The following is a 21,842-nucleotide window of genomic DNA, read 5'->3' as shown; positions in this document are numbered from 1 at the left end:
TCGGTTCGAGAATGATACCCAGGTCAATTCTCAGTCTCGTCTCATACTCACCCGGCATCATCGAGGCATGCCCTCCATGACCGTGCTCGCCGTCGGGGGAACAGGCGAGTCCTACCCTCAGGATCGTCGTACGCGTGTGTCCGGGCTGCTGCGTGGCGTCACCGACGGTCTCGACGATCGATTCGAATCACGGTGGGTCGGCTACCCCGCGTCGTACGGGCCGGTGGCCTCGGGAGGCCTGAGCTATCGTCACAGCACCAGCGTGGGCGTACGGAACCTGACGACCACTGTTGTCGACACCACCGGCCCGGTGATGCTCATCGGCTATTCGCAGGGTTGCACGGTTATCCGCGAGGTTCTCGGTGACGCCGCTCTCGGGCGCACAGATCTTCGGAACGTGGTCGCAGTGGGGTTGATATCGGACCCCGAGCAACCGGACGCCGCCGCTCCTGGGTGCGACGGTCACGGTGTGGCCGGTACCGGCCCTCCGCTCCCCGGTTCGATCCCCGTGCATTGGATCGCCGATCCTCGCGACATGATCTGCAATGCGAGCGATGACAGCTTCGTGCGCGACCTGGCCGACCTCACCGAATGGATGTCGCTGAGAGGGCATCAGGTCTGGCGCCACGAGCTCTGGCGACTGCTACGCGACAACAGCTTCCAGAATGCGGCCAAAACCCGCCTCTCGCCGCAACAGTGGCGTCGTGACACTCACCGCATCCGTACCGCCCTGCACGAGATTCTCGGCTATCTGCCGCCCCGGTTGGCGTGGCGCGGCGTGCGGGTGCGCAATCGCCGTGGCGGGCGGCACATCGCCTACGCAAGCGAACCGTTCGATGCGAGCGGTCTGACAGGGTGCACCATTCTCGCCCAATGGTTGCAAGTCCAGGCCACGTTCGCCGTCCCCGGTCCGGTACGTAACGCTGAATCGACGCTGACCTCGGCAGCCTGAGGCCACGCTGACCTCGGCAGCCTGAGGCCACGGAGAGCGATTGCCCGTTTGGGCATAATGACCGAATGATCGGATCAGAAGTCTGGTACGTCAGTTACGGCTCGAACATGAGCCGGACCCGGTTGGCGTGCTACATCGACGGTGGCCGCCCACCCGGCGCCGCCGTGACGTACGGCGGCGCGCGCGATACGACGATGCCGCGCGACGACATCGCGGTCGAACTCCCCGGCCGGATCTACTTCGCCGGTGAATCGCACATCTGGGGCGGCGGTGTGGCCTTCTACGACCACGACGTGACCGGGCCGACTCCGGCCAGGGCCTACCGAATAACGGCCCAGCAGTTCGTCGACATTGCGGCACAGGAGATGCACCGCATCCCCGAGGACGGCGACCCGCTCGAAGAGGTGGTGATCGCAGGCCTGGACAACGGGCGGCACACGGCCGGACCGGGCCACTACGAGACACTCGTCGAGGTCGGGCAACGTGACGGCCTTCCGATGCTCACCTTCACCGCACCTCACGGGTTCGATGCGGTGCCGCACACTCGTCCGACCCAGCCCTACCTCGACATGCTGACCGATGGACTACGCGAGTCCCACGGATGGGACGCTGCGCAGATCATGACCTATTTCGAGTCTCGTATCTCGGATTGAGCGAATCGTCTGCCTCAGACGCCGAGCGCGGGCGCGAACGTCGAGAACCAGGACTCGTGCAGGCGATCCTCCCAGTAGTCCCACCAGTGGATGCCCTGCGAGGTGATGTGCACGGTCGGGTTCACGCCGTGCGCTTGCAGGACGCCCACGAACATACGACTCGCGATACTTGCCGCGGTCTCGAGCGGCACCATCTGCGCGAACTTGACCGGGTCGAACTGGTTGCTGACCGGATTGACCGTGGGGTCGGTGGACGGCGCGCCGCTGCCGGACGAGACGTACACGGCCGTTCCGCGCAAAGCACCGGCGTTGAGAATCGGGTCGTTCATACCCCACTGACCGAACGGCCACAGTCCCCACATGTTGGTGGCGTTGCCACCCATCTGAGCGACGGAAACCTGGATTCCCTGGGCGAAGCCCGGAGCACTGACCACGGGATAGCCGCTGTACGAGCCGACGGCCTTGTAGAAGTCCGGGTGGTGAATCGCCAGGTTCAGTGCCGAGGTCCCACTCATCGACAGACCTGCGATGGCGTTGTTGACGCCGTCGCTGCCGAACTGTGATGCCATGACCGGAGGCAGTTCCTCGGTCAAGAAGGTCTCCCACTTTTGAACGCCCAGAACCGGGTCGGGTTGCGCCCAGTCGGAGTAGAACGATCCGCCGCCACCGAACGGAATGGCGACGTTGACGTGCTTGTCCGCGAAGAATTGCTCGACATCCGTTTCGATGAGCCACCCGTTGTTGTCGTTGGGGGCACGCAAACCGTCGAGCAGATACAGGGTCGGTGCGGGTCCGCCACCAGCGGCGGTGAGCACCTTGACCGGGATGTGCTTGTCCATCGACGGTGAGTAGACGTGAATCAGGGTCGAACTCGCCTGGGCAACGCCGTTGCCGACGAAAACCGATGCGAAGGCAACGGTAAGCATCGTCACCATCGCCAGAACCAAACTTCGCCCGCGCCGCACTGCCATATGCATGTCCCCTCAGTGTTCTCAGAACCTGTTCTCAGGTTCCTCTCAACCGACTGGCTTCATGGACTGTAACAGGGGGCGACACAGGCAACATCACGACTGTCATGTTACGAAATCTCACAATCGGGCATCGCGGTACCCGTTCCGGTCGAAAAATCAGTGGTCCGGCGAAGAAACGATCAGTACCTTCATGGTCTGCCGCAGCGCACCCACATCACCTCTCCCACACCAAGCCGAAAGGTTCACCGTGACCGAGTCCGCCCACCTGGACGAACGCCCGAACGTCGCGGGCGAGCGCCTCGAACGCAGCCACCTCCACCTCATCGGGGTGCTTCTGGTGGCCACCTTCGTGGTCATTCTGAACGAAACGGTGATGAGCATCGCCATCCCGGTTCTACAGGTCGAACTCGGTGTTGCGCCGAGCGTCGGCCAATGGCTGACCACCGCGTTCATGCTCACGATGGCGGTCGTCATTCCGCTCACCGGTTATCTGATCCAGCGCATCCCGACGCGCACTCTGTTCGTCCTCGCGATGTCACTCTTCACCGCCGGCACGTTGCTCGCCTTCGTCGCACCCGGCTTCGGTGTGCTCCTCGTGGCCCGCATCATCCAGGCGTCGGGCACCGCCATCATGTTGCCGCTGTTGATGACGACGATCATGACGTTGGTGCCACCGGCGCGTCGCGGCGCCATGATGGGCAACATCTCGATCGTGATCGCGGTCGCGCCGGCGCTGGGGCCCACACTGTCCGGATTCATCCTCGATCACTTCGGGTGGCGCTGGATCTTCGGTTTCGTGGCGCCGATCGCGCTGTGCGCTCTCGTGATCGGGACCCGCTTCATCGTCTCCGTGGCCGAAACATCCGACGCCCGCATCGACCTCCTCTCGATTCCCCTCGCCGTACTCGGCTTCGGCGGCCTCGTCTACGGACTCGTCGGAATCGGCGAATCTGCGCAGGAAGGATCGACCACGGTCCCGTTGTGGATACCGTTCGTCGTCGGCGCTGCGGCGATGGCTGGTTTCGTGATCCGCCAACTCCGACTGCAGACCGAGGACCGGGCCCTCCTCGACCTGAGAGTGTTCGGGTCGCGCCAGTTCAGCATCTCCGTGCTGGCGATGCTCCTCGGCATGGGGACCATGATGGGGACGTTCATCGTGGTGCCGTACTTCGCGCAATCCGCCATCATGCTCGACGCATTCCAGACCGGGCTCATCACACTTCCCGGTGGCCTGCTGATGGGTCTGGCAGGCCCCATCGTCGGCCGGATCTACGACAAACGTGGCCCTCTCGTGCTGGTCATCCCCGGATCGGTGTTGGTCAGTATCGGAGTCTGGATGCTGACCACGGTGGACACGTCGACCACGATCTGGTGGTTGCTGCTGTCGAACATGGCGCTGTGCGTCGGACTCGCCGCCACCTTCACCCCGTTGATGACCGCGGGACTGGGGTCCATCGATGCGCACATGTATTCCCACGGTTCCGCCGTGGTGGGCACGCTGCAGCAGGTTGCCGGAGCAGCAGGCACGGCGCTGTTCATCACCGTCATGACGGTCGTGGCATCCGGGTCCGGCCTACCGACCGAATCGCCCGAAGCCATCGCCGACGGGGTGCGAATGGTTTTCGTGGTGGCAGGAGCCTTGTCGTTCGTGCTCATCGCGGTGTGCTGCTTCATCCGCAAGCCGGCGGACGCACCCGAGCCAGCCCGCCCCGACGACACCCGGCACGAGGTCACTCAGTAGACGTGGAAGATCGCCGTGCCGGCGATATGGGGCAGGTCGGTTCCCAACCCGAATTCGACCTGCCCTGTGCCCGTGTCCAAGTACCTGCCGGCCCCGGTCCCGATGAAGGGCGGAATCGATCCCGACACCTGCGCTGACCAGGATCCGGACGCGCCCGTGGTGTGGTTGTGCCACGAAAGGGTCGACGTCACGTAGCAATGCTCGCCCGGTTGTGCGGAGATGCCGAGGAATTGGCCTGACATGGACGCCCAGATCCGTCCTGGTGTCTTCTCCGTTGTCGCGAACTGCGCTACGACGTCCCCTGCACACAGAAGGCCGTGCGCCACCGTGGGAGCGCGCGGAATGTCGTGGTACGCGTAGCGCGGTTCTGTTGCCGTCACCGGTGACGTCCAACCGACCGCGACGCCCAGCACGATTGCAGTAGCTGTTGCGAGATGTGTTTTCCACATGGCGGGCGCTCCGGGGTCGAAGGTCTGTCCACCGGAACATCTCTCTCGGCCCGAACGGTGTTACCGCATCCTCGTAGCGTCTCTATCGTTGAGACATGGATCTGCACCCGAATCTGAATCCGGTCGCGGGACTCGTCGGCACCTGGGGTGGTCCAGGGCGTGGGGAATACCCCACGATCGAGCCCTTCGAGTACACGGAGGAACTCACCTTCACGAACGTGGGGAAACCGTTCCTTGTCTATCTGCAGCGAACTTGGTCCCCCACGGGTGCCCCCATGCACATGGAGTCGGGTTTTCTGAGGGTTCTCAGCCCGGATGTCGTCGAGTTCACAATCGCGCAGCCGACCGGCCAGTCCGAACTGGCGGAGGGGCGGATGACCGGTAGCGGCGCTGATTTCACGATGAATCTGCGCTCACACATCCTCAACTCCGGCTCGGCCAAGCACGTGGAGGAAACCGAGCGAAGCTACCGGTTGTCCGATGCCACGATCACAGTCGACTTCGCGATGGCAGCGGTCGGCGAGCCCATGACGCACCACCTGTCCTCAACCCTGCGCCGGACGTAGAACGGCGCGCGCGGGCCTGAGAACCGCGCAACCGTCGAAAACGAACGGGGTGTTCACGCGAGGCCTCGCTCACATACGAGTCGTTCGGAACCATGGAATGAGTGTGTTCTGCGTCATACCCGCTGACACGAGACCCGCCGACGTTAACAATCGGGTACATGGGGAGTTACCCAGTCCCGCTGCCGGACACGGCCGTCGACCCCACCTCCACACACGACTCCGACCAGCGATAATGCCGACGAACATCAATGCGTGTGCCCGATTCGTCCGTGTCGCATATCGCAATTTCTGGGCCAGGATCCACGTGTGATCCACGATTCGCGATTACCTCTGTGACGTGCGTTCACTTTCTGTTTACAAACCATTCAGTTTCGATAATTGCCATTCGACGGAGCACTCCGGTATCAATGAACGCGGCGCCGGCTCAGCGCCCCACCTTGATCCCAATCAGAGCCAGGAGTAAACATCATGGACTTCGCATTCCTCGCAGATCTTTTCGGCACCATCTCCGACCTGGCCGGCGCAGCCGACTTCTTCTCCGGCCTGTCCAGCGAGTAGAATCTCCCAGGCACAAGCCTGACCGAAGGGCCCGCACGCATCGCGCGCACGGGCCCTTCTTCGTATCTGTACGAAATACCAATCGAATCGTCCGTGCGCATATTGCGATATGCGAATACGCGAACTATCACAAACACATCACAGCGCCTGAAATCCCTGCGAATGCAAACAACTCCGACCAGACGCGAAACCACACAGGGCACACGTGACACGCAGCACTCAGGCGTCCCATCGAACAGTGTCGCGAACCCTGACCACGTTTTCTTCCGTCCATCATTCGGCATGGCTGCGAGCGCAGAACATTCGAATCATCGCGCACGTGCCGACGACGTCGTTCCACCCTTCCAGTGGTCGGGGAAACCGGGCCGACGCCGGCACCTCCTACCGCTCGGCCCCGTCGCACCCACTCGCGTAACGAAGTCGACTCCTGCGCGATGTGATCCACACGACATCAATCCAGGAGGTTCGACATGTTGTCTGCGAAGCGGCTCGTCAAGGGTGCCATCGTGGCCACGGCGACGGCGGGCACTGTGCTCGCCGGCAGTGGTGTGGCCCAAGCCGATGTTCCGGTGTGGGACGCCAACTGCCATGTCTACAACGTCTTCAATACAGGCGGGATGTCCCTGTGCGAGCTGCCTGCCTGGCACCAGGTGAAGCTCACGTGCGTGGCCTGGCCGGTCCCGTTCACCTACTGGAAGTACGGCCCGGTGCAGTACGGGCAGGGCCAGTCCTGGGCCAGCTGCGATTCGTTCAACGCATTGGTGCGGGTAGAGGTCATCCAGGCCTAGAACCGAGGCTCCGGAGAACAGCCACGGTACGTTCGACTCCCCTTCACTGCCACCATGCCAGTCGGCCGACGGCCGAGGCTTCCGGACCACGACAGGAAGACCCCGTCCACGCCTGACATCACGTCGACGTTGCAGTCCGCCAAGGAAATTCCGTCGTCGGCAGCCGCTCACAGGGCGTGCTCACCCCGATCGAAACCTCGATGACGGTGTCCGCGCCCCGTGACAAGCACGCTCTGTCCCGGTTCGAATCCCGCTACGGTCAGCGCACCCAACTCGGTGAGGCGTGCCGTCGGCAATGCACAGACAGTTTCCACTTCGAGCCCGCTGGACGGAGCAACACGAACCGGTGGTCGGCAACCTACACTGAAACTTCATCCGGCACTGCGGACTTCGTAGGCAGCCATGAACATGTCGAGTAGCCCGCCGATCGCGTCCTCGTCGACCTGACGTGTGCTGAGCAACCAACGGTAGTAGAGGGTCCCACACAACACCTCTGCGGCACGTTCCAGACTCCGTCGCCAGGTCGAGGGTCGCGGCAAGCAATTCCGTGATCTCGACACGACACCGACAGGAAGCGAAGGAATTTCGATGGGCGCAACCAGGGAACTACTCGCGTGAGGCGCGATCCCATCAATCGACAAGCACAAGGAGAAGACTGTGAAGACCACGACCTGTCGGCAACTGGGCGGCCCATCGAACTCGAGTTGAGCGCGGAGTCCGCTGACGAAATCATCAAGGCGCAGGATCGTCACCTGCGCGAAGGTGTGCGCAAGGGCGAGAAAGACATATACCGGCCCACGAGGAGATGAGGGGACGCCGGCGCCGTCCGGTGCGGTCGATGGGGTGGTACCGCGACACCAAGAATGCCTTCGCGGCACTACCGTGACGTTCACCCGTGGCCGGGACGCCTCAGCTGTGGGCATCCCGCCCGGTCTCGCCCCAATGCGACTGTCTGCCAGTCAGATCGCCACATCGAGCCTGTCGTGAAGTCACGTGTCGATACCGTCGGCAGTTGGTCACGAACGCATGATGATCGGCAATCCACTTGGTAATCATCACGTCGTACGAATCGGGGACCGGCGCCCGAGTTGCGAGCACCATCGGGCGAACGGCGACACGAACATGGTAGAACACGTTACAGAAATTTCGCCGACGCTGAGGGATCCCGATGGACTGGTACACCGGAAACACCACCTACGACACCGTCCTGACGTTGGCCTTCGCGTTCACCGCGTTCGTGATCATCGGCAGCTTCTTCGCCCAGAGTCAGTACGGCCGGTTCTCCTCCACCAGCGTGGGGTTCAATCTCAACCCCAAGCTCGGCTGGTGGTTGATGGAGATCCCGGCGACCGTGGTGTTCTTGGTCTTCTTCCTGACCGGGCCGAACCCCTTCGAGCCGACATCCCTGGTCCTCGCCGGGATCTGGTTGCTGCACTATGCGAATCGCGGCTGGTACTTCCCGCTCGCCATCCGTCAGGTCCCCGGCAAGCGGAGTACCTTCAACGCGTCGGTAATCGTGATGGGCATGCTCGTGACGTCGATGCACGGCTACCTGAATGGGGCGCTGTTCAGCCACGACTATTTCGGCCAGTACACCACCGAGTGGCTCACCGACCCGCGATTCCTCATCGGCCTGGTCATCTACCTTTGCGGCTTCGCGCTGCTGATCAACTCCGAGTCGATCGTGCGGAACCTGCGCGACAAGAACAATCCCGGCGCCGCCGAGTACAAGATCCCCTTCGGCGGCGGCTACAAGTTCGTCACCAGCCCCACCTACCTCGGCGAACTGATCGCCTGGTCGGGTTTCGCACTGCTCACCTGGGCCCTCCCCGGCGTGGTGATCCTGCTGATCACCGCCGGCAACCTCATTCCCCGGGCTCTCGCCACCCACCGGTGGTACCAAGAGAAGTTCGCCGACTACCCCACCGACCGCAAGGCCCTGGTGCCGTACGTCCTATGACGTTGCGCCACCTGTACGCCCCCGAGTGGTGACCACCGCACTGTGAGCGTGCGGTGTCGATGCGACAGAGAACTCTCCGGTCCACATGCCGCTCTCCCCCGCCGTCGGTTGACCACCCGTCGGTGGGCAGTATTACTGTCGTCACATGGCCACCTCGACGACTCCCCTTCCCGGAGCCCTGCGCCTCGTCTGGCCGCAATGGCAAGGAGCAGGCGCAGCCAACGCCGCCGCCCTGGTCCCCGAGGTGGATGCCGCGCGCGCTCGGCGCGGATACGCGGTCGGCGCTCGGATATTGCAGGCAGTACTCCCTCCGCACGACGGCCCTACAGCGGTCGTCGAAGTGCAGCAGGACGACGATGACGAGGGTTCGGTCCGCGGTATCGAATCGCGCTCGGCAATCATCCGGTCACTGACGTCGTGCCTGGACGTGCTCGCGGAGCACAACCCTGACCGCATTCTGACCATCGGCGGGGAATGCTCGGTGAGCGTCGCACCTTTCACCGCGCTGCAGCACAAGTACGGCGACGACTTCGCTGTCATCTGGATCGATGCCCACCCCGACACCGATACGGCAGACACCGACTACGACGGTTACCACGCCATGGCGGTGTCGACCCTCCTGGGCCACGGCGACCCGGAGATCACCGGAATGCTGCCCGCCACCGTGCCTGCCACCCGGGTGGCTTACGCGGGTCTGCACGACGGTGAGCCCGACGCTCTCGCTCACCTCGACGAATGGGGTCTTCCCGTCTTCGGACCGGAAGCTCTGCGTACCACCTCCCAGCCTCTACTGTCGTGGCTCGCGTCAACGGGAGCCGGCAAAGTCGCCATCCATCTCGACGTCGACGTGGTTGACAGCAACGAGGCGGCGTTGGGGCTCGGAAGAGTTCCCTGTGGTTTGACGCGTGCGCAGGTTCGCCGTGTCATCGACGACATCGGCGAGCACACCGAAATCGTCGGCCTCACCCTCGCCGAGTTCGTGCCACGCTCGGTACTCCAGCTGCAAGAGATGGTCGACGGGTTGCCCCTCGTCGGTGAATCCCGGTACCGCAACTGACGGGTGTGCCAGGCCCGAGGGCTGCGACGACAATCACTTGCTCGACTGCTGGTCGCCGGACGTCCGCGTCAGCGCCGTGTGCACGGCGAGAGCCGTCATCAATGGCGTACTCATGCTGGGTGCACTCGGCATGTCCATCGCCATTCCCGGTGCCTTTGCCGACGGAGCCTGGCTGCCGCGACGAGTCATCCCAGCGCGAGCGTCTCCACGGGCTGGCCAGTGACCTCGGCGATCAGATCGAAATCCTTGTCAACGGCCAAGACCGTCAGTCCAGCCTTCTCTGCGGTCGCTGCGATGAGCAGATCCGGGATGGACGGAGCGCGGTGCCGGCCACGATCCGCGAGGAGCATCTGCACTTCGAAGGCGCGGTCCTCCATCGCAGGAGTGAGGTGATCAATCGGCATGAGCGACAACGGTGGCAGTTCAAACGCCTCGCGACCAACATCACCCGAGCGAGCGGAGAAACCCAGTTCGAGCCGCGTCACCGCCGAAAGGCGCAGCAACCCCCGCTCGATGCGGGCATTCCACTCCGCCATGTTCTGCACCTGCCCCGCCTGCATCCGCACATACGCCGACTTGTCGACGAGCCAGCTGGTCACCGCCATGCGTCGCCCATCACATCAGGGTCGGCAAGGTCGCCGAATGCTGCCGCCGAGCGACTCCAGTCGTCCGCAGTGACCGTCGCCGCAACCGGAGCCGAAGCATCCTGTTCCAGCCGGCGGCGCAGGAACTCGTTGCGCGAGAGCCCCAGCGCCGCCGCTTCCGCGTCGATGCGCTCGACGGTCGCCTCACTCAGTCCACGGATCAGCACGTTCGTCATCGTGACCACCTCCACCATGATGATATCGCGATATCACTCACGAGCGCGGCGTGAGACCCCCTTCCCACGCTACAGACTGATCGGCTTCTCTCCTCTGATGAATCCGGCCTACAGGTAGTCACCCGCCGAGTCCAGCACTGCGCTAGATATGAGTATCGGCACCACATGATCATTCGCCCCGCTGGTGCTGTGCCTCGCGAAAGATGCACGACGAGGCGGGCGAAGCACTCTCCACCGTGGTGGGCATCGGCCTCGGACTCGCCGCCGGTGTGGCGTACGCCCTGTACTCGTGGGGCTCGGACCAACCCTCAGACGGCTCGCAGACCGAGTACGGTCCGTAAGTCTCAGTCAGGCCATGGACGTGGACGAGCTCGATCCCGAGATTTCCGATGACGCGGATGACGGTCGGGCTCGGTGGTGCGCCCGCCGCGGCGGTGGTCCGCTTCCCGTGCCCGATCCCGTTGAACCCTCGCCGCGGGCCACCGATGGACAACCACGGGCCTGTTTCCTCGGGGGCTCTACCTTCGCGCCGATGAGACCCGGTCGTGGGCGGCAGTCAGCTCCGCCAGCACACCGCCGTCCGGGAAGACACCTCCACGTAGATGAACCTCCCGCAGTTCGTCCATGAACCGTGACCACAACTCGGGACCCCCTTCAGCGAGCAGCTCGGCTCGGATCGCGAGCTCCGGCGATGTAGGCAACCAGCGAGACCCCCAGGCACCGAGATGCGCCATCACCGGCACCAGCTGGATCGCCGGCTCGGTCAGGCGGTAGTCAATCTTCTGTCGGTGACTCGGGTCCCCGTAACGGCTGAGCAGACCCATGTCCGACATGCGCTTGAGCCTGTCCGCCAGCACATTGGAGGCTATACCCTCCACAGAGTGACGTAGCAGTTCCCGGAAGCGCCGATGGCCACCGAAGGCGATGTCTCGCAGCACAACCAAACTCCAACGATCCCCGAGCACCTCGACCGTCATATTGATCGGGCACCCGGACCGGCCCTCTGCGACCAGTAGTTCACCCACGCCATCTGATTGCGACATGCATCCAGTTTAAGTAGGGTGACAACCGATACTGAATCGCAACCGGTATTGCCTATGGGAGTTCGCAGTGCCATGGCCGCGGCAAGGCGACGATCCGGGCTTCACTCGAAGGAGAGTCATGGGCAAGCTGGTGTATTCGATGAACGTCTCGCTCGATGGCTACGTCGAAGACAGTGATGGCGAATTCGCCTCCTGGGCGCGGCCCGACGAACAAGTTCTCGCCGCGATCAACGAAGAGACCTCAGCGGTCGGCACCTATCTGCTGGGGAGGCGCATGTACGAGATGATGGCAGTCTGGGAAACCGACCCCGAGGTCATAGAGCAGTCACCGCAGTCCACACGGTTCGCCCGGATCTGGCAGGGCGCGGACAAGGTTGTCTACTCCCGCACTCTCGAGACAGTCCACACTTCTCGTACGCAGTTGCGCTCCCACTTCGACCCCGAAGAGGTCGCGCAGATCAAAGCCGACGCGGAGGATGATGTAACCATCGACGGTCCCACTATCGCGGCCGAGGCGATCCGACATGGCCTTGTCGACCGCATCGACCTCCTCCTGTGCCCTGTGACCCTCGGCGGCGGGCTGCGGTTCTTACCCGATCACCGGCTCGATTTGGCGCTGCATCAGGAGCAGAGATTCGACAACGGGATGGTCCAGCTGCGATACGACGTGATCGCGCCCCGTGGATGAATAGGCGAGCGCAGCTCACGAGAGATCCAGGCCTACGCGTTCGACTCAGCCATCGGCAAATATTTCCCCCAGCACCCGGAGACACCCGCTAGACGTTGAAGCGGAATTCCACCGAGTTCCGGCACCGATAGCCATCTGCGAACAGGGCTACCAAGCACGTCCGCGCAGGTTGATGTCGCCGTCGGGCCACAGCTCCAGCGACGCGCCGATCGGTCTGATGAGGATCGGCTGGCCCGGCTCATCGACGGCAGGCGCGCCGTTGCGCCCGATCGACCTCTCGCGGGCGACGATCCGCGTCCACTCACACGCCTCGTAAAACGCGACGACTTGCTCCCGGCAGCCCAGGTAGCCGAATGCGACGCTTTGGTGATCCTTCATCGACTGCTCTGCCCGCTCCATGAACGAGCCTCCGAGACTCATCCCTCGCGCTGCATCGGAGACCAGTACACCGCCGACTCCCGCGATCGCGACGGTCTCGCGACCGACACCGACCTCACTGCGGGCCCATCCGACATGCCCGACCACGCGACCGTCGATGCGCGCGATGACGTGAACATCGTGCGGTGCGTAGCCGTAAGGCTGCTCGGGATCCCACTCTCCGCACTCATCGAGATACTCGCCGTCGAAGAGCCGTCGGAGCTCACACAGTTCGCCCTCGGTGAGATCTTCATGGGCGATGACATCGACCACGGAATGCTTCAGCCGTCGGTCTTCCACGGGTTGATCAGGTCGATGCCGGTATGCGCGAAGTCCTTGACATTCCGCGTCGCGCAGGTCGCGTCGTGCGCCTGGCATATCGCAGCAATCTGCGCATCTGCCGTGCTGATCGGCGCTCCTGCAGCCTCGCGAGCGACAAGCACGTCCGCGTAGCACTCCGCTGCCGCTTCATCGAAAGGCAGCACCGCGCGACTCCCCCGGTACGGCCTGAGCGCCGATTCGATGTGCTTCGTCAGCTCGGTCTTGCGACGACCGTCCGGCAGCCTCCGCACGCCGGCGAGCAGTTCGGCGAGCGTCACGGATGTGATCGCAACGTCCCCCGTCAGCGACGCCAGCCAACCGACGACGCGCGCCTCCGGCGACGGCCGAAAGACCTCCGAGATGACGTTCGTGTCGAGGACGATCACCCGAAGTCCACAGACCGTGCGACGTCATCACGCGCTGGGACCGGCAGTTCTTGGACACCGCCGACCTCTTGAGCGGCAGCCAGCAACGCCATCCCGATATGTGGCACTCGAGCTGCCCTGGTGAGGATGTCACGGACCTCGGCCTCCATTGACCGGCCGTGTTCCTTCGCCTGCGTGGCCAGTTGCTGCTTCACGGCGTCGTCGAGGCCGCGAACGATGATGGACGACATCGGCAACCACCTCCTCTGCTATCACTCATGATAGCGCGATCGACGCGGGTCACCAGCGGAGCACACGAACCATCAGACGACACCGCCTCGGCCGCCTCGTCACGAGGCAACCAGGGCGGTCAGCACTGCAGCATTGTGGAACGCAATCACACGTTGAAACGGAACTCGACCGCGTTCCGTAGCCGAATAACCTCTGTGGCGAGATAAGCGCGGCAGTCCCGCCCGGCGGCGTCTGTGTGTACGCTCACGGTTCCGCAGATGTTCGCTGGATCATCGTGATCAACGACTGCGCCAGAGACGACACCCGACTCGATTCACGATCCCAGTCGACCTGTTCCTCGCCTCGGTACTCACCGGCAGCCGCAAGGAGCAGTTCCGCACCAGCGGCGTCGACTCGCTTCGCCGCGGTGACAGCCGCCTGTTCTTTGGGGACTATCGCCCCGGTCTCCACCGTATGCAACGCACGCGCCAGAGTCAGAAGAACATTGCGACCATCCCCACCCAGATCCTCAACGAGTCCCGGCAGTGCGGCCAATTGCGCGTCCTTCAAAAGCGCGAAAGGTACATCAGCGACCAGAGCGCCCAGCGAAGGGCCGTGCAGCACCTGGTGTGATGCCAAAGCTGTCGCCAGCAGGATCACCACATCCGGATCGCGCTCAGGCTCGGACACATATCCCTGGATGAAATCGCTCCTGAGCCACTCCCCGAACTGGAAATCACTCCACGGCGCAGCCACCAGAGGCTCGAGATCGTCCGCAACCAGACTCGTCACCTCAAGCGGGCGACGGCTCGCGACCTCCGGAAATACGTCAGCATGCCCCTTCCACCCCGAAAGCCCGAGCAACGTGGATACCAACGATGCCCGCTCCTGAGACGTCAGTGACCTGCGAGTCACCAGCAGCAGGTCGACATCACTCTCCGGGCCGAGCCCCGTCGTCGTACTGGAGCCATAGAGGTACACCCCGACGATCCCACCGGGATCAGCCGTGAGCAATCGGTCGAGTACCTTCTGGATCAGATCGTCCATATCAGTGGAAACTACGCACCCGAAGCCCCGTTAGGCAACGCATGTATTGTCCGACCGCGCACGCGGATCGCACAGGTTGAATCGAAACTCACCCGCACGAAAGTTCGATTCAACCACCCCTCTGACCAGGGCATTTATACATTGAACCTAAACTCCACGACGTCGCCATCAGTCATGACGTAGTCCTTGCCTTCCATCCGCACCTTGCCTGCGGCCTTGGCTCCGGCCATCGAACCGGCCTCGACGAGGTCGTCGAAGGAGACGATTTCAGCTTTGATGAAGCCACGCTCGAAGTCGGTGTGGATGACACCGGCCGCCTGCGGAGCCGTGTCACCCTTGCGGATGGTCCAGGCCCGCGATTCCTTGGGGCCGGCGGTCAGGTAGGTCTGCAGGCCGAGGGTGTGGAAACCTGTGCGGGCCAAGGCGTGTAGGCCGGGCTCGGACTGCCCGATGGAGTCGAGCATCTCCTGACGGTCCTCCTCGTCCAGCTCGAGAAGCTCCTGCTCCACCTTCGCGTCGAGGAACACCGAGTCGGCAGGCTGGACCGAGGCGCGCAGTTCGGATACCTTCGCCTCGTCGGTGAGAACGGCCTCGTCGGCGTTGAACACGTACAGGAACGGCTTGGTGGTGAGCAGACTCAGCTCACGCAGCAAACCGAAATCCAACTGGTCCTTCACACTGAACAGGGTCTTGCCCTCTTCGAGGAACGCCTGGGCTTTAGCCGCCTCGTCGTGCAGCGGCTTCAGTTCCTTGTTCTTCTTGGCTTCCTTCTCGAGGCGCGGCAGCGCCTTCTCCAAGGTCTGCATGTCGGCGATGACGAGCTCGGTCTCGATCACCTCGATGTCGGAAGCCGGATCGACCTGACCGTCCACGTGTACGACGTCATCGTCTGCGAACACGCGCACCACCTGGCAAATGGCGTCCGCCTCGCGAATGTTGGCGAGGAACTTGTTGCCCAGGCCAGCACCCTCGGATGCACCCTTCACGATGCCGGCAATGTCCACGAAGGACACCGTCGCGGGCAGAATGCGCTCCGACCCGAAGATCTCGGCGAGCTTCGTCAACCGCGGGTCCGGCAACTCCACCATGCCGACGTTGGGCTCGATGGTGGCGAACGGATAGTTCGCGGACAGCACATCGTTGTTGGTCAGGGCATTGAAGAGAGTCGACTTGCCGACGTTGGGCAGTCCGACGATTCCGAGGGTAAGGCTCACGGTCTGTGGATTCTACGGCCTCCGCGCAGGGCGCCACCACCCGATCAGGGGCAGGCAACCTTCGCCATCTCGTAGATCTGGCGCGCCTGATTGTCGGTGGGCTCGGTTCCGTTGTTCTCGGACCGCGACTTGATCTCCTCCTGGGCTTCCTGCGGTTCGACCGAAGACTGCAGATCGATACACGTCTCGTGGAGAACCGAGGTGATGTCCTCGTCCGAACGCCCCTCCGCCAGTCCGGCAAAGGCACCCCGATAGGCCGCCACGAAAACCGCAGCCTTGGCATCGTCCATCGCGGCGTTCACCGACGACGCGATCGCGCTGCGCTCGTCGTCCGCGTCTCCCCCGGAGCCGCAGGCCGTGAGCACACAAACCACGACCGCCACGATACCGATACCGACACCCCGCGCACGTTTCATACGCGGATCGTAAGCGGCAATCGCCGCGAGCCGAACCGGATTCGACAACGTCGGCAGACGCCACTACCGAAACTCCGCCGGACTCGGCAGTAGCATCGGATTCGCCGGACGTGTCACACGCACGGCCCACCCGCGGAAGGACGATCATCTGTGAGCGAGCAGGCAACGGTGACAGTCACCGAGCAACCAGCCGAACCCGATCGTGGTCACCTGATCGGAAAAGGGGGCGTGTGGCTCGCCAAGTGGTCCGCGTTACTCACCGCGATCGCCCTGGGCGCCTTCGTACTCGGTTGGATCATCGAGAAGTTCTGGGTCATCCTCCTGCCGGTTGTCCTCGCTGTCGTCGTCTCCACAGTGCTGTGGCCGCCGACCCGAGTCATGAGACGGGTGGGAGTTCCGGCCGCAGCAGCGGCTCTTCTTTCCCTGATCTTGTTCATCTCGATCTTCGCGGGCGTCATCGCACTCATCGTCCCTGCGATCGTGAACCAGGCGCCCGAACTGGCGAACAAGGCCACCGAGGGCATCAATCAGGTACAGGACTGGTTGAAGGGGCCGCCGATCAATCTGCAGGACGAACAGATCGACAACGGCATCGACACGATCGTCAACAAGGTGCAGGAAAGCGCCAGCACCATCGCCTCGGGTGTCTTCACCGGCGTGAGTACCGCGGGCTCCCTCCTCGTGACGATGGGTCTCGTTCTCGTCCTGACCTTCTTCTTCATCAAGGACGGCCCGCGGTTCATCCCGTGGGTCCACCAGATCAGTGGGCGTCGCGCCGGCGAGCACATCACCACGGTGCTGGTCCGCATGTGGGACACCCTGGGTGGATTCATTCGAACTCAGGCTCTTGTGAGCCTCATCGATGCCGTGTTCATCGGTGCCGGCCTACTGATCCTCGGAGTGCCACTTGCACCGGTTCTGGCGATTCTGACGTTCATCGGTGGGTTCATTCCGTTCGTCGGCGCCTTCGTCGCCGGTGCCCTCGCAGTTCTGGTGGCCCTGGTCGCGAACGGTTTCACTACTGCGGTGATCGTCCTCGGACTGATCCTTGCCGTGCAGCAGATCGAAGGGAACGTCCTGCAACCCATCCTGCAGAGCAGGACGATGAAACTCCACGCTGTGGTGGTTCTTCTCTCCGTCACCGCAGGCGGATCCGTGTTCGGTATCGTCGGCGCCTTCCTCGCCGTCCCGACCGCAGCGGTTGCCGCTGTGCTCGTTCGGTACCTCAGCGAACAGATCGACGAACGTTCGGCAGACGGCCTCCCCGACGCCGACGAAGCCGAGCCCGCCCGCGCAGAGGACGACGAAACGGACTCAGCCGGCGACGAGCTCGAGAGTCGATCCCGCCCGTCCGCGGATCACGTGTAACCGACTCGGGATCCGCTGCCGCATCTCGTCCACGTGGCTGACGATGCCGACCACTCGACCACCGTCTCGAAGTTCGTCCAGAACGGACATCACCGAATCCAACGTGTCCGCATCCAAGGTGCCGAATCCTTCGTCGATGAACATGGTGTCCAGCACCACTCCCCCGGATTCGGCGGCAACGACGTCGGCGAGCCCCAATGCCAACGACAACGACGCAAGGAACGATTCGCCACCCGACAGAGTCTTCGCCGAACGCACCGTCCCCGTGTAGTCGTCACGAATGTCGAGCCCGAGTCCTCCGCGTTTACCGCGCGGGCCGGCCTCATCGCTGTGTACGAATTCGTAACGTCCCCCGGACATTCGACGCAGCCGCACCGAAGCGGACAACGCGACCTCTTCGAGACGTGCCGCGAGAACGTACGACCGCAACGACATCTTGCGGGCATTTTGACCACGTCCGGCGACCAGCTCAGTCAGAGCCGCCAACTCCTCGTGTGCAGAGCGTTTGGGCGCCACACGCTCGGTTGCCTCGATCAACTGTGCAGCGTGCCGCTCCACGTCCTGCAACCGGCGTTCCGCTTCCGATGCATCGGCGACGGCCGCATCCACCGCCGCAGTCCTCGCGGCGTGCACTGATTTCGCATCCTCGACGCAGGGCGGCCGACCGTCTCCGAGAGCCACGATGTCGACTTCTGCAAGAACCGCTCGCGCCGCGACCTCTCTGTCGCGGTCGGCCTCCAGTCGCGTCCGAGTCTCTGCCTGCCACTCGGTCGACCGCACCGCGGCGAGCGCGTCGGCGACGTCAGCGAATCCAGCATCTCCGGCCGCCGAGTCGGCCTTGCGGACCAACGTGGCGACAGCCGACTCCGCGGCCACGGCAGCATCGCGTAGATCCGAAAACTTCGATGCACCCGTAACGAGCGCATGAATTCGCCGACGCCGCGACGCGATACTCCCGTCGTCACCGGCAGCACTATCGACACTTTCCCGCAGTTCTTCCGACTCTCTACTCGTCGCGGCGATCTTCTCGTCCAGCGCAGCCCCCTCGAGACCGAGTTCTCGGGCACGCCCGGACAGCGCCGACTCGGACGCTTTCGTATCGTCGAGTCGAGCCCGCTTCTCCCGAACGCTCCCGGCCAGATCCTGTGTCGCCGCCAACGCCGTCTTCGCCGAAGCCGCTGCAGCCGAAAGCTCGTCGAGGTCCCCGTCACCACCACGCTGCTCGAGTACCGCGATGGCGCGTTCGATGGTCGTCACCGCGGCCTGTGCACCGGTGCGGGCCGAGTCGGCCGATCGTTCGGCCGCGACGGCGCGCTCCTCGTCCGCTTTTGTGACCGTTCCCTCGGACGTTCGCGCCGGATGCGGATGCTCGGACGAGCCACATACCTGGCAGGGCTCACCCTCCACAAGCCGCGTAGCCAATTCTGCTGCCATGCCGGCGATCCGACGTTCACGCAGGTCAAGAACGCGCGAACGTGCGTCCAGGTACCCTGATTCGGCAGCCGTCGCTTCCTTCTGGGCGGCAGCGAGTTCTGTTCGGCGACCGCGCAGTTCAACAGCCGCTGCCTCCGCTTCGACAGCTCGCGTGTGTTGCGACTCCAGCGCACCCAACGCTTCCTCGGCCCGCCGCGCCGCTTCCCATTCCTCCTCGGCCTTCCGTAACCGCGCGGGGAGGCCGTCGAGTTCCGACGCCACGTCTGCGGCTACGGCCGAACACGTGTCTCTCGTTCTGCGTAGCTCGCTCAGCGAGCGCGTGGACGATTCGAGCGCACGCTCGTCCTCCAATGCCGCGTCGAGTCGAACGACTTCGTCGCCCCACCCTCGGATGCGGAGCCGAACGACCTCACGTTCTTCCTCTTTCGGTGGCCAGGACAACTCTGCAAACAACTGCTCACTACCCACGATGCCTCGCAGTACCCGCCCAGCCTCCTCCATGGCACGGGTGGCCTCGTCCGCGGTGGTACGTGCATGCGCGAGATCGTCGGAGATCGAATCTGCAGGCTCCGCCCGCCGAGCCGCGTCCAGTTCTGCGAGAAGACCGGCGTGCACCGCCGAATCGGCTTCGTAGCGCTCGATCTCGGCTCGGGCCCGCTCACGGCGGGTGTGAAGTTCGAGGACGCGGTGCGCCTCGGATAGCGTCTCGTGTGAAGCAGCAGCGGCAGCCTTCGTTTTCGCCAGCTCTTCGTTCTGCACGTCGCGCGTCTCGGCCAGCTGCGCTGTCAGCTTCGTCGCCCACCCGACAGGGTCGGCGTCTGCTCCTACCTCCAGGCCCGAGGCCGCACCGATCTTGGCGACCAGCAGATCGACCTCATGTTCGGCGTCCCACAGCTCACGCTGACTGCTCTTACGACGTGCGGCGAACCATTCCTCCACCGTCCCGAACTTCTTGGTGTCGAACAACCTCTCGAGCAGCCGACCCCGGTCTTCGTTGTCCGCACGCAAGAACCGGGCGAACTCGCCCTGTGGCAACAACACCACCTGAAAGAACTGGTCGGCACTCATTCCCAACAGTCGTCCGATCTCGTCGGCGATGTCGGGGATTCGCGAAAGATTCTCTCCCACACCGTCGAGCCAGGTCAGTGTCGCCTTCGCATTCTCGACGATCGACCCCGACCCACGCTTCTTCGGCCGCGTGAACTCGGGGCTGCGCGCAAGCCGTAAACGTCGGCCGCCGATAGTGGCCTCGAGCTCGACCCGCGGTACCGCCCCCGCCGGGGCGTGGTCGGACAGCAACCGCTTGCCCTCGCGCCGAGCCCCTGGGACCGTGCCGTACAACGCGAAGGCGACAGCATCGAGGACCGTAGTCTTTCCTGCGCCCGTCTGCCCGTGCAGAAGGAACAATCCGTCAGCGCCCAGGCGATCGAAGTCGACGGTGACGGTGTCGGCGAACGGGCCGAACGAGGTGACCGTGAGATGGTGAAGCCTCATGCGGTGACATCCAAAGCAGCAGTCGCGTCCAGAACTGATGCGTTCTGTTCTTCGCCGACCCGTGCGTCCCCATCGCGTTCTGCGTAACTCAGGGCGGCCTCGATCAGCCGGAGCTCGCCGGCCGTGGGATCGCTGCGCACGTCGGTGACGAAACTACGGGAAACGTCGACGTCGCTGCGCCCACGCACCTTCTCGCGGTACCGCAGATCCGCGAGACCGTCCGGGCGCTGCCACTCGAGGTGCACTGCGTACGGAAACCGGGTGTGCAGTGCCCGCATCGCATCGACCGGCCGAGTCTCGTCGGTGAGCGTTGCCGAGACGTAGTGGTCCTCGGCAAACGCGAACTGCTCGTCGTTCACCAACTCCTCGAGCGACCCGGTCAATCGACTCAGGCCACGAACCACGGGAAGATCGACCTGCCGTACGTCGGAGACGCCATTGTGGTCGAGATCGATCAGGAACACCGCCTTGTGGTGCGAGTTCTCCCCGAACGAGTACGGCAACGGGGAACCCGAGTAGCGCACGGTCTCGGTAAGCGTCTGCGGCGAGTGCAGATGCCCGAGCGCAACGTAGTCGACGCCCTCGAACGCCGAAGCCGAGACTGTCTCGACGCCGCCGACCGAGATCGACCGTTCGGAACCGCTCGCCTCGCCGCCGACCACGAAGGCGTGCGCGAGTACCACCGACCGCGTTCCCGCCTCCTGCCCGGCCAGGTCGTCACGCACCCGCAACATGGCGGCATCGAGGATTTCCGCGTGCGATCGTGCAGTCGGGACGTCCAACTGCACTCGGGTGATCTCCGGCTCGAGATAGGGAATGCCGTAGAACGCGACAGGACCGTACTCGTCCTCGAGACGAACCGGAACGGAAATCTGATCGACCCGGGTGATCAAGTGCAGACCACCCGCACCGGAGAACGCTGCACCCGCACCGAGGCGGGCGGCGGAATCATGATTTCCCGACGTGGCGACGATGACCGCACCTGCAGCGCGGATGGCCTCGAAGCCCTTGTTGCAGACGATGACGGCATCTCCGCTGGGAATGGATCGGTCGTACACGTCTCCCGGCAGCACCACGACATCGACGGACTGCTCCGCAACGAGCGCAGCTATGGCCTCGAGCGCCCGTGCCTGATCGGCGAGCAGATCGACGCCGTGGAACGTGCGGCCGACGTGCCAGTCCGAAGTGTGCAGGATCCTCATGTCCGGAAACGGTAGAGGAACGGACCGACAAGACTCGGGACGCGACATCACGTGGTGCGTCCCACACTTTCTGTCGGTGGGGTGCTG

General features: G+C 63.7%; 25 protein-coding genes and 1 pseudogene. 11 read left to right on the top strand and 15 right to left on the bottom strand.

The features are described from left to right. The first annotated feature begins 67 nt into the window (after nt 1-67). Both ACZI8Q_RS05770 and ACZI8Q_RS05765 read left to right on the top strand, forming a co-directional pair. Nucleotides 68-952 (top strand): PE-PPE domain-containing protein, encoded by an 885-nt coding sequence (locus tag ACZI8Q_RS05770; protein ID WP_463372546.1) that lies wholly within the window; start codon nt 68-70, stop codon nt 950-952. 65 nt (nt 953-1,017) lie between these two features. Continuing rightward, nucleotides 1,018-1,605 (top strand): histone deacetylase, encoded by a 588-nt coding sequence (locus ACZI8Q_RS05765; protein WP_463372545.1) that lies wholly within the window; start codon nt 1,018-1,020, stop codon nt 1,603-1,605. 14 nt (nt 1,606-1,619) lie between these two features. On the opposite strand, the gene ACZI8Q_RS05760 is transcribed toward ACZI8Q_RS05765, so the two are convergent. Further along, nucleotides 1,620-2,576: an alpha/beta hydrolase gene (locus ACZI8Q_RS05760; protein ID WP_463372566.1), complete on the bottom strand. Its 957-nt coding sequence runs from the start codon at nt 2,574-2,576 to the stop codon at nt 1,620-1,622. A gap of 247 nt (nt 2,577-2,823) precedes the next feature. Between ACZI8Q_RS05760 and ACZI8Q_RS05755 the strand changes: the two genes are divergently transcribed. Further along, on the top strand, nt 2,824-4,317 hold the full coding sequence (locus tag ACZI8Q_RS05755) for an MDR family MFS transporter (RefSeq protein ID WP_463372544.1): 1,494 nt from the start codon (nt 2,824-2,826) through the stop codon (nt 4,315-4,317). Here ACZI8Q_RS05755 and ACZI8Q_RS05750 read toward each other — a convergent pair. Next, complete coding sequence (locus tag ACZI8Q_RS05750; RefSeq protein ID WP_463372543.1) at nt 4,311-4,766, bottom strand: hypothetical protein; 456 nt, start codon at nt 4,764-4,766, stop codon at nt 4,311-4,313. The two genes, ACZI8Q_RS05755 and ACZI8Q_RS05750, sit on opposite strands and share 7 nt — an antisense overlap. 95 nt (nt 4,767-4,861) lie before the next feature. Here ACZI8Q_RS05750 and ACZI8Q_RS05745 point away from each other — a divergent pair, with 95 nt between their 5' ends. The 5 genes from ACZI8Q_RS05745 (at nt 4,862) to ACZI8Q_RS05725 (ending at nt 9,695) form a co-directional block, all read left to right on the top strand. Continuing rightward, nucleotides 4,862-5,332 carry a heme-binding beta-barrel domain-containing protein gene (locus ACZI8Q_RS05745; RefSeq protein ID WP_463372542.1) on the top strand — a complete coding sequence of 157 codons (471 nt, stop codon included), beginning with the start codon at nt 4,862-4,864 and terminating at the stop codon, nt 5,330-5,332. Nucleotides 5,333-6,360: 1,028 nt separating this feature from the next. Beyond that, nucleotides 6,361-6,678 carry a hypothetical protein gene (locus ACZI8Q_RS05740; protein ID WP_463372541.1) on the top strand — a complete coding sequence of 106 codons (318 nt, stop codon included), beginning with the start codon at nt 6,361-6,363 and terminating at the stop codon, nt 6,676-6,678. Nucleotides 6,679-7,292: 614 nt separating this feature from the next. Next, nucleotides 7,293-7,487, top strand: coding sequence for a hypothetical protein (locus ACZI8Q_RS05735; RefSeq protein WP_463372540.1), 195 nt, complete (start codon nt 7,293-7,295; stop codon nt 7,485-7,487). A 359-nt stretch (nt 7,488-7,846) separates the two neighbouring features. Beyond that, on the top strand, nt 7,847-8,638 hold the full coding sequence (locus ACZI8Q_RS05730) for a phosphatidylethanolamine N-methyltransferase family domain-containing protein (protein ID WP_463372539.1): 792 nt from the start codon (nt 7,847-7,849) through the stop codon (nt 8,636-8,638). A 145-nt stretch (nt 8,639-8,783) separates the two neighbouring features. Continuing rightward, complete coding sequence (locus ACZI8Q_RS05725) at nt 8,784-9,695, top strand: arginase family protein (RefSeq protein WP_463372538.1); 912 nt, start codon at nt 8,784-8,786, stop codon at nt 9,693-9,695. Between the two features lie 33 nt (nt 9,696-9,728). On the opposite strand, the gene ACZI8Q_RS05720 is transcribed toward ACZI8Q_RS05725, so the two are convergent. Genes ACZI8Q_RS05720 through vapB form a run of 3 tightly spaced genes read right to left on the bottom strand, consistent with a single transcriptional unit; the run spans nt 9,729 to nt 10,515 of the window. Next, nucleotides 9,729-9,884 carry a hypothetical protein gene (locus ACZI8Q_RS05720; RefSeq protein ID WP_463372537.1) on the bottom strand — a complete coding sequence of 52 codons (156 nt, stop codon included), beginning with the start codon at nt 9,882-9,884 and terminating at the stop codon, nt 9,729-9,731. Then, a complete protein-coding gene (locus ACZI8Q_RS05715) occupies nt 9,881-10,300 on the bottom strand; it encodes a PIN domain-containing protein (RefSeq protein WP_463372536.1) in 420 nt (139 codons plus the stop codon). The genes ACZI8Q_RS05720 and ACZI8Q_RS05715 overlap by 4 nt, the downstream gene beginning before the upstream one ends. Beyond that, a complete protein-coding gene (gene vapB / locus ACZI8Q_RS05710; RefSeq protein WP_463372535.1) occupies nt 10,291-10,515 on the bottom strand; it encodes a type II toxin-antitoxin system VapB family antitoxin in 225 nt (74 codons plus the stop codon). The genes ACZI8Q_RS05715 and vapB overlap by 10 nt, the downstream gene beginning before the upstream one ends. A gap of 203 nt (nt 10,516-10,718) precedes the next feature. Between vapB and ACZI8Q_RS05705 the strand changes: the two genes are divergently transcribed. Next, nucleotides 10,719-10,856, top strand: a complete 138-nt coding sequence (locus tag ACZI8Q_RS05705; RefSeq protein WP_463372567.1) for a hypothetical protein — start codon at nt 10,719-10,721, stop codon at nt 10,854-10,856. Here the strand turns inward: ACZI8Q_RS05705 and ACZI8Q_RS05700 are convergent. Together ACZI8Q_RS05700 and ACZI8Q_RS05695 are read right to left on the bottom strand one after the other, a co-directional pair. Then, a pseudogene (locus tag ACZI8Q_RS05700) lies at nt 10,814-10,954 on the bottom strand (AMP-binding protein); the annotation flags it as partial. The gene ACZI8Q_RS05705 and the pseudogene ACZI8Q_RS05700 sit on opposite strands and share 43 nt — an antisense overlap. Nucleotides 10,955-11,033: 79 nt before the next feature. Continuing rightward, the gene (locus ACZI8Q_RS05695; RefSeq protein WP_463372534.1) at nt 11,034-11,558 is read right to left on the bottom strand and encodes a winged helix-turn-helix transcriptional regulator; all 525 of its coding nucleotides are present in this window, start codon (nt 11,556-11,558) and stop codon (nt 11,034-11,036) included. A gap of 118 nt (nt 11,559-11,676) precedes the next feature. On the opposite strand from ACZI8Q_RS05695, the gene ACZI8Q_RS05690 reads away from it, so the two are divergent. Next, complete coding sequence (locus ACZI8Q_RS05690; RefSeq protein ID WP_463372533.1) at nt 11,677-12,246, top strand: dihydrofolate reductase family protein; 570 nt, start codon at nt 11,677-11,679, stop codon at nt 12,244-12,246. Between the two features lie 147 nt (nt 12,247-12,393). Here ACZI8Q_RS05690 and ACZI8Q_RS05685 read toward each other — a convergent pair whose 3' ends face one another. The 6 genes from ACZI8Q_RS05685 to ACZI8Q_RS05660 all read right to left on the bottom strand — a co-directional run bounded on the left by ACZI8Q_RS05685 (nt 12,394) and on the right by ACZI8Q_RS05660 (nt 16,257). Then, nucleotides 12,394-12,963 carry a GNAT family N-acetyltransferase gene (locus ACZI8Q_RS05685; RefSeq protein ID WP_463372532.1) on the bottom strand — a complete coding sequence of 190 codons (570 nt, stop codon included), beginning with the start codon at nt 12,961-12,963 and terminating at the stop codon, nt 12,394-12,396. Further along, on the bottom strand, nt 12,945-13,370 hold the full coding sequence (locus tag ACZI8Q_RS05680; protein ID WP_463372531.1) for a PIN domain-containing protein: 426 nt from the start codon (nt 13,368-13,370) through the stop codon (nt 12,945-12,947). Before ACZI8Q_RS05680 ends, ACZI8Q_RS05685 begins: the two co-directional genes overlap by 19 nt. Then, nucleotides 13,367-13,600 (bottom strand): FitA-like ribbon-helix-helix domain-containing protein, encoded by a 234-nt coding sequence (locus ACZI8Q_RS05675; RefSeq protein WP_463372530.1) that lies wholly within the window; start codon nt 13,598-13,600, stop codon nt 13,367-13,369. The genes ACZI8Q_RS05680 and ACZI8Q_RS05675 overlap by 4 nt, the downstream gene beginning before the upstream one ends. A 244-nt stretch (nt 13,601-13,844) precedes the next feature. After that, complete coding sequence (locus ACZI8Q_RS05670; RefSeq protein ID WP_463372529.1) at nt 13,845-14,627, bottom strand: aminoglycoside adenylyltransferase domain-containing protein; 783 nt, start codon at nt 14,625-14,627, stop codon at nt 13,845-13,847. 134 nt (nt 14,628-14,761) lie between these two features. Further along, complete coding sequence (gene ychF / locus ACZI8Q_RS05665; protein WP_463372528.1) at nt 14,762-15,841, bottom strand: redox-regulated ATPase YchF; 1,080 nt, start codon at nt 15,839-15,841, stop codon at nt 14,762-14,764. Between the two features lie 44 nt (nt 15,842-15,885). Further along, nucleotides 15,886-16,257, bottom strand: a complete 372-nt coding sequence (locus ACZI8Q_RS05660; protein WP_463372527.1) for a hypothetical protein — start codon at nt 16,255-16,257, stop codon at nt 15,886-15,888. Between the two features lie 150 nt (nt 16,258-16,407). Between ACZI8Q_RS05660 and ACZI8Q_RS05655 the strand changes: the two genes are divergently transcribed. Continuing rightward, complete coding sequence (locus tag ACZI8Q_RS05655; protein WP_463372526.1) at nt 16,408-17,625, top strand: AI-2E family transporter; 1,218 nt, start codon at nt 16,408-16,410, stop codon at nt 17,623-17,625. Here ACZI8Q_RS05655 and ACZI8Q_RS05650 read toward each other — a convergent pair. After that, nucleotides 17,572-20,553: an AAA family ATPase gene (locus ACZI8Q_RS05650; RefSeq protein ID WP_463372525.1), complete on the bottom strand. Its 2,982-nt coding sequence runs from the start codon at nt 20,551-20,553 to the stop codon at nt 17,572-17,574. The two genes, ACZI8Q_RS05655 and ACZI8Q_RS05650, sit on opposite strands and share 54 nt — an antisense overlap. Then, entirely contained in the window at nt 20,550-21,755 is a 1,206-nt protein-coding gene (locus ACZI8Q_RS05645) for a metallophosphoesterase family protein (RefSeq protein WP_463372524.1), read from the bottom strand. The genes ACZI8Q_RS05650 and ACZI8Q_RS05645 overlap by 4 nt, the downstream gene beginning before the upstream one ends. Between the last annotated feature and the right edge of the window lie 87 nt (nt 21,756-21,842).

The sequence above is a fragment of the Rhodococcus quanlei genome (assembly GCF_055231015.1).
Note: the sequence above shows the minus strand (reverse complement) of the source record. Positions and strands in the feature narration are given on the sequence as shown.